The sequence below is a fragment of the bacterium genome (assembly GCA_035549195.1).
Classification (GTDB): domain Bacteria; phylum Oederibacteriota; class Muellerivitia; order Muellerivitales; family Muellerivitaceae; genus DASZRK01.
Map to the genome: position 1 here is coordinate 21,896 of DASZRK010000014.1, position 6,000 is coordinate 27,895.

5 protein-coding genes are annotated in these 6,000 nt (G+C 60.6%); all 5 read left to right on the plus strand.

Going from position 1 to position 6,000, the window contains the following annotated elements; translation table 11 throughout:
- The first annotated feature begins 3 nt into the window (after nucleotides 1–3).
- Nucleotides 4–1,407 carry a hemolysin family protein gene (locus VHE12_02725; GenBank protein ID HVZ79698.1) on the plus strand — a complete coding sequence of 468 codons (1,404 nt, stop codon included), beginning with the start codon at nucleotides 4–6 and terminating at the stop codon, nucleotides 1,405–1,407.
- Nucleotides 1,408–1,535: 128 nt separating this feature from the next.
- Nucleotides 1,536–3,320 carry a glycosyltransferase family 39 protein gene (locus tag VHE12_02730; GenBank protein ID HVZ79699.1) on the plus strand — a complete coding sequence of 595 codons (1,785 nt, stop codon included), beginning with the start codon at nucleotides 1,536–1,538 and terminating at the stop codon, nucleotides 3,318–3,320.
- Between the two features lie 109 nt (nucleotides 3,321–3,429).
- Nucleotides 3,430–4,188 (plus strand): PHP domain-containing protein, encoded by a 759-nt coding sequence (locus tag VHE12_02735; GenBank protein HVZ79700.1) that lies wholly within the window; start codon nucleotides 3,430–3,432, stop codon nucleotides 4,186–4,188.
- Between the two features lie 108 nt (nucleotides 4,189–4,296).
- Entirely contained in the window at nucleotides 4,297–5,208 is a 912-nt protein-coding gene (era, locus tag VHE12_02740) for a GTPase Era (GenBank protein ID HVZ79701.1), read from the plus strand.
- A gap of 13 nt (nucleotides 5,209–5,221) precedes the next feature.
- Nucleotides 5,222–6,000: pyruvate kinase (locus VHE12_02745; GenBank protein ID HVZ79702.1), on the plus strand; the 779-nt coding region annotated here is incomplete at its 3' end.

Genomic DNA, 6,000 nt, shown 5'->3' on the forward strand with positions numbered 1-6,000 from the left:
CCCGTGGACACTTACCTATTCATCCATCTTTGGATCCTATTCGGTCTCTTGCTCTTCGCCATGTTCTTTGCGGCGGTGGAGACGAGCCTCCTGTCGCTCCCGCGCCCGATCCTCAAACAGCGCACCCAACTACCCGGGCCCCTGGGGATGGCCTACCGGGCCTGGCAGGACCATCCCAACCGCCTGCTGACCTCCATGCTCATCGGCACCAACATCACCACCATCGCCGCCTCCACCCTGGCGGCCTACATGGCCATCCACCTCTCCGAGGTCCATGGCTGGAGCCCGACGGTCACGGGCACGGTGGTCTCGGCGGCCGTGACCGTCGTCATCATCATTTTCGCTGAAGCCCTGCCGAAGCTGGTGGGACGCAGTTTTTCGACCCAGATGGCGGGCTTCCTGATCGTCCCCATCTACCTTTTCGACCGGGTCCTTTCCCCCCTGAACTGGGTCATGGCCAAGGCCCTCGGCGGCCTTTTCCCGGGGCTTTCCCACAACTCGGTGGCCCTGGTCACGGAAGAGGACGTGAAGCACCTCATCGACATGGGCCAGGAAGCCGGGACCATCTACGAGGAAGAGAAGCGGATGATCCAGTCCATCTTCGAGTTCACCGATACCAAGGTGGGCAAGGTCATGATCCCGCGTACCGACATGTTCTGTGTGGACATCGCCACGCCCCTGGACGACCTGGTGGAGGTGGTGGTGGAGAAGGGTTATTCCCGGGTGCCGGTCTTCAAGGGGAACCGGGACAACATCGTGGGCATCATCCATACCAGGGACCTGCTCTCCATCTGGAAGCACCGGGAACTCATCGTCGTCCAGGACATCCTCCGGAAGCCCTATTTCGTGCCCGAATCCATGCGGGTGGACCGCCTATTGCGGGAATTCCGCCGCGGCCGTTTCCACATGGCCATCGTGGTGGATGAATACGGTGGGACCGCGGGCGTCGTCACCCTCGAGGACCTGATCGAGGAGATCATCGGGGAGATCCGGGATGAACACGAGACGGCCGAGGAAAAGGCCATCGCCAAACAGGAGGATGGATCCTTCGTGATCGAGGCGGACGTGGCCCTGGACGAGGTGAACGAGGCCTTGGGAGTGAACCTGGTGCCGAAAGGGGATGTGGCCAGTTTGGGCGGCTATATCACCGAGGTGATGGGCAAGGTGCCCCGCAAGGGGCGGGTCCTCGAGGATCGGGAGGTGGTCTTCAAGGTGTTGGAAGCTTCCGATAAGGCCCTCCTGCGGGTGAGGGCGGTGAAACGGAAAACGCCTTGGACGGGCTCGGCCGGCCCGGTGGAGACCGTTCCCAAACCCAGGAAAAGGAAGATCACGGTGCCCGAGGGCGGGACCCCGCCGGTTCACAAATTGGAAGATCCCGAAAAAATGCCAGAAAAGAAACCTGGATGACCCTTTTTTGCAGGCGTGGAGTGGGCCTTTTCGTCTTGTTGGGGGTCGCAGCGTTTTTCCGGTTTTTCCGCCTGACGAACCTTTCGGGCTGGCCTCGTTTCGATGAGTCCCTCCATGCAAGCCTGGCCTTGCGACTGTCCCGGCATTGGGATTGGGTCTTGCGGCACATGGATACCCAAAGCCTCCCTTTGAACGCCTGGTTGACCGCCTTGTTCTTCAAGCTGGCCGGGGCCTCCTTTACTTCCCTCTGGATCCTCCCGGCATTGGAGTCCTTGCTGACGGTCCTTTTAGCGTTCTGGGTGGCCGAACGTTTCCTGGGAGAAAGGGCCGCATGGCCTATCGCGTTTCTCCTTGCCACCTCCTTCTGGGCGTCCTATGTGGCCCGGTTCTCCATGCAATCCAACACCATGCTCCTGGTTGAATTGATGGGCCTGCATCTCCTGGGATCGTTCCTTGACCAAAAAAGCGGTCCCCGATCTTGGGTCGGAGCCGGGGCCCTGGGACTGGTGGCGGCGGCGGGGTTTTATTCCTATCCGGCCTATTATCCGGTCGGGGTCCTGATCGTCTGGATCGTGGCGGCCAGGAGCGGTTGGGGCCTGGGTCCCTGGAAAGGTTCTTTTTGGACCTTTGTCCTGGTCCTTGGAGTGGCCATGTTGCCTTTGGCATGGGACCTGGCGATCCAGGGTTCGGGGAACTATCTTCACGGCATCTCGGTCCTGGGAAATCCATGGGGTAGGGACCAATGGAAGATCGTCGGTTCCTACCTGGGTTCGATCGCCCTGTTCGAACCGAAAGAGGGGGATTATTTGCCGGTGGGAGGCCCTTTTTTGAACTATATGCTGGGCCTGCTCTTCCTGGCCGGAACCTGGAAGGCCTATGCCCGGCGTAAAGAACCGGCCGTCCTTTTCTTGGCGGCCGCGTTTTTGCTCTCCTTGGTACCGGCGCTCCTGACCCGCAGCTTGGAATATCTGCGTCTTTCGGCGGCCATGCCTTTCGCCTTCGCTTTTTGCGGTTTGGGTCTGGAATGGGTTTGGCGTGAGGCGCGTGGACGGCGTCGCTGGGTCCTGGTGGCGATCCTTTTACTTTCCTCGGCCTGGGAAGGTTGGCGGCTTTTCGCCATCTATCCCGGCGAATGGTCCACGCCCAGTTCCCGGTGGGCGGAGAACATAAAATCCGTCCGGGGATATCGGGCCTACCAGGTCCTGCGCCATTGGGAGCGGGAGAAGGGCCCCGGGAGCTTCTTGGCGAACCTGGGAACCCAAGTCCTGGATCAGAGCCTGGCTTTTGCCACTTTTTCCACCGATGCATGCCGATGTCCGGTGCCGGGCGGCCCCCGATGGGTGGCGGTCATCGTCAATCTTCATTACCGCCCTTTCCTGACCCATCGTTTCCCGGAAGGCCGTGCCTACGGATTGGACTGGGAGGGCCGGGGGCGCTATGGAGGGGACATGATTTTCGTCGTACCTCCGACCGACGGGAACAGCCACGATCTTCAACACTGGGTCCGTCTGGACCGGGAATTGGCCCACAGCACGGAGATGGTCCTGGAACGGTCGGTGTCGGGGCCCAGGTCCGCGATCCTGAAGGAATTGAGTGACCGCGCACCGATGGCTGGAGCGGACCCTTTCCTGGCCTCCTGCCTTTGGGAAAAGATCTATACCCAACTGAACTATGAAGTCGCCTATGGGGAGAGGCCGATGAAGGATGACATTGGGCCCCTGATCCTTACCCTTCGCCGGGCCCTTTCGGAGGGATATCCATTGGCCCACCTTTATAATGAACTGGGAAGCCTGGAGTGGAGAGCCGGGCTTATTCCCGAAGCGAAGAAAGCCTTCCGGGCGGCTTTGGCGGCTCCTTTGAACCGGACGAAAGCCGCCCAGCACTTGCGACAAATAGAACTTGAAACGAGGTGAGGAATATCCTGACTTATTTGGATCGCCATAACCCTTCGACTCGCTTTGTTCGCTCAGGGCGGGCCGATCGGCCGCCATTCCGGTCACAAGAACGGGGATCGTTCCAGCCATGACCTACCTCGACTGTCATAATCACACCGCCGAATGGTCCGACGGACGCCAATCCATCGAACAGATCCTGGCCCGCGCCAAGGAAGAAACGGTGCGGGTCGGTCTTTCCGATCACACGGGCCTGGGCGATTATCTCAATTCCAACGACCGTCTCCTGGCTTACGCCGACTTCCTGTCCCAATATCCCGTGGCCCGGGGATTGGAGATGGACCTGGGGCGCAGTTTCGTGCTGGCTCCGGAGACACGGAAGAAATTCGACTATATGATCGGCAGCGTCCACGGGATCACCCTGAACGGCCTGCGGATCGGCTTCAGCCCCCTCATCAAATTCCTCAAGGGGGGATTGCCCGATTACAACCCCAACCAGCAGATCCAGGATTGGGACCTTTTCTTCAAGACCCATTTGGAGGTCCTCCGTAAGGAGTTCGCCGAGCAGGGTTACAGCATCCTGGGCCATTGCACCATGCTCCCGCCCCTGGCCCTGGGGAAGCCGGAGGCGGTCTTCCCCGAGTGGTGGGAGGAGGAACTGATCGCCATTCTGTTGGAACACAACGTGGCCATGGAGGTCTCCAACCGCTGGTTGACACCCTATGACCGCCTGATGGAGAAGGCGGTGAAGGCCGGGGTGACCTTTTCCGTGGGGTCCGACGGCCATTCGCCGGAGAGGACCTGCGACCTGACCTTTCCCAAGGAAATGCTCGCCAAATTCGGGGTCCGGGAGGACCGGGTCTTCGATATTCAAAGGAAGCTCAATTGAACCACGAAGTCGCGAAGGGCACGAAGAAGGTCCGGATGATGGAATGGTTCGGGGATCCACGGGGATCTTCTTCGCCTTTCGGGGCGCCTTGGCGTCTTGGCGGTGAAAATGGCCTCTGAACTCATCTGCGGCGCGGTGGCCATCCTGGGCCGGCCCAACGTGGGCAAGTCCACCTTCCTGAACGGGGTCCTCAAGCAACGCCTGGCCATCGTCTCCCCCAAACCCCAGACCACCCGGGGTTCCATGGCGGGCATCTTCCAGGACGCCGAGGCCCAGATCGTTCTCTATGACACGCCGGGCATCCACCAACCCAAGAACGACCTTTCCCATTTCATGCTCCGGCAGGTCGAGGAGTCCCTGGAGGGGGCCGACGCGGCCCTATTCCTCGTGGACGCCAAGGAGGGGCTGACCGACGAGGACCACTTGGTGGCCGGGTGGCTAAGGAAGTTCCATAAGCCCGTGCTCTGCCTCTTGAACAAGATCGACCAGGTGCCCGCCGGACGGGTGCAGGAATTGACGGGCAAGATCAAGGGGGAGCTGAACGGCGACTGGCTGGTCTTTCCCATCTGCGCCCTGTCGGGGAAAGGCGTCGAGAAGGTCGTCGCCCAACTCAAAAAGTTCCTGCCAAAACAGGAACCGCTCTTCCCGGAGGATGATCTGACCGACAAGACGGTCCGGGAGCTGGCCGCCGAGATGATCCGGGAACAATGTTTCCTCCAATTGCGGCAGGAGATCCCCTACGGTGTGGCGGTGTTGATCGATAAATTCGAGGAGCGGGAAGCGCCCCAACCCGTCCTCATCCAGGCCACAATTTTCGTGGAAAAAGACAGCCAAAAAGGTATCGTCATAGGCGCCGGCGGCGGCCAATTGAAGGCCCTGGGCTCCGCCGCCCGGGAACGCATCGAGGACCTCCTGGGTCAAAAGGTCTTCTTGCAGCTTTGGGTGAAGGTGCTGAAGGATTGGCGCAAGGACGAAAAGGTGCTCAAGAAACTGGGCTACCCCGTCCCCAAGAGGAAATGAGACCGGAGGCCGGATGAAACCCCGTCACATGAAGACGAAGATCGTCTGCACCATCGGTCCCGCTTCCCGCTCCGGGGAGAAACTGGCCCGCCTCATGGGGAACGGGATGAGCGTGGCCCGGTTGAATTTCGCCCATGGGACCCTGCCACAGCACGCCGCGGACATCAAGATCATCCGGGAGGTCGCGTCCCAGGAACGGGCCAAATGCCCCATTTTCATCGACCTGCCCGGCCCCAAGATCCGCGTGGGGAAGCTGAAGCAGCAGCCCATGTATCTGCACAAGGGCCATGTCATCTACCTGACCTCCCGCAAGATCCTCCGGCTCTTCCACGAGAGCATCCCCGTCGATTACCCCCATTTGACCCAGAGCGTGCGGCTGGGCGGCCTCATCTACCTGAATGACGGTTTCATCCAGCTCAAGGTCCTGGAGATCCGTCCGGCCCTGGTGAAATGCGAGGTGCTGGTGGGCGGGCCCCTCTTGTCCCACAAGGGATTGAACATCCCCGACGGGAAGATCTTCGCGGAGCCGGTGACCGAGGAGGACCTGAAATACGTGGATTTCGGCCTGGAGCACGGCATCGACCTCTTCGGGGTCTCCTTCATCGAGAAGGCCGAGGACATCCTCAAGATCAAGGCCTATGCCAAGAAGAAGGGCAAGCGCATCCACACCATCGCCAAGATCGAGCGCGCCGAGGCGGTCAAGAACCTGGACGGGATCTTGAAGGTCACCGACATGGTGAGGGTGGCCCGGGGCGACCTGGGGGTGCAGATCCCCATCGAGGAAGTGCCCCT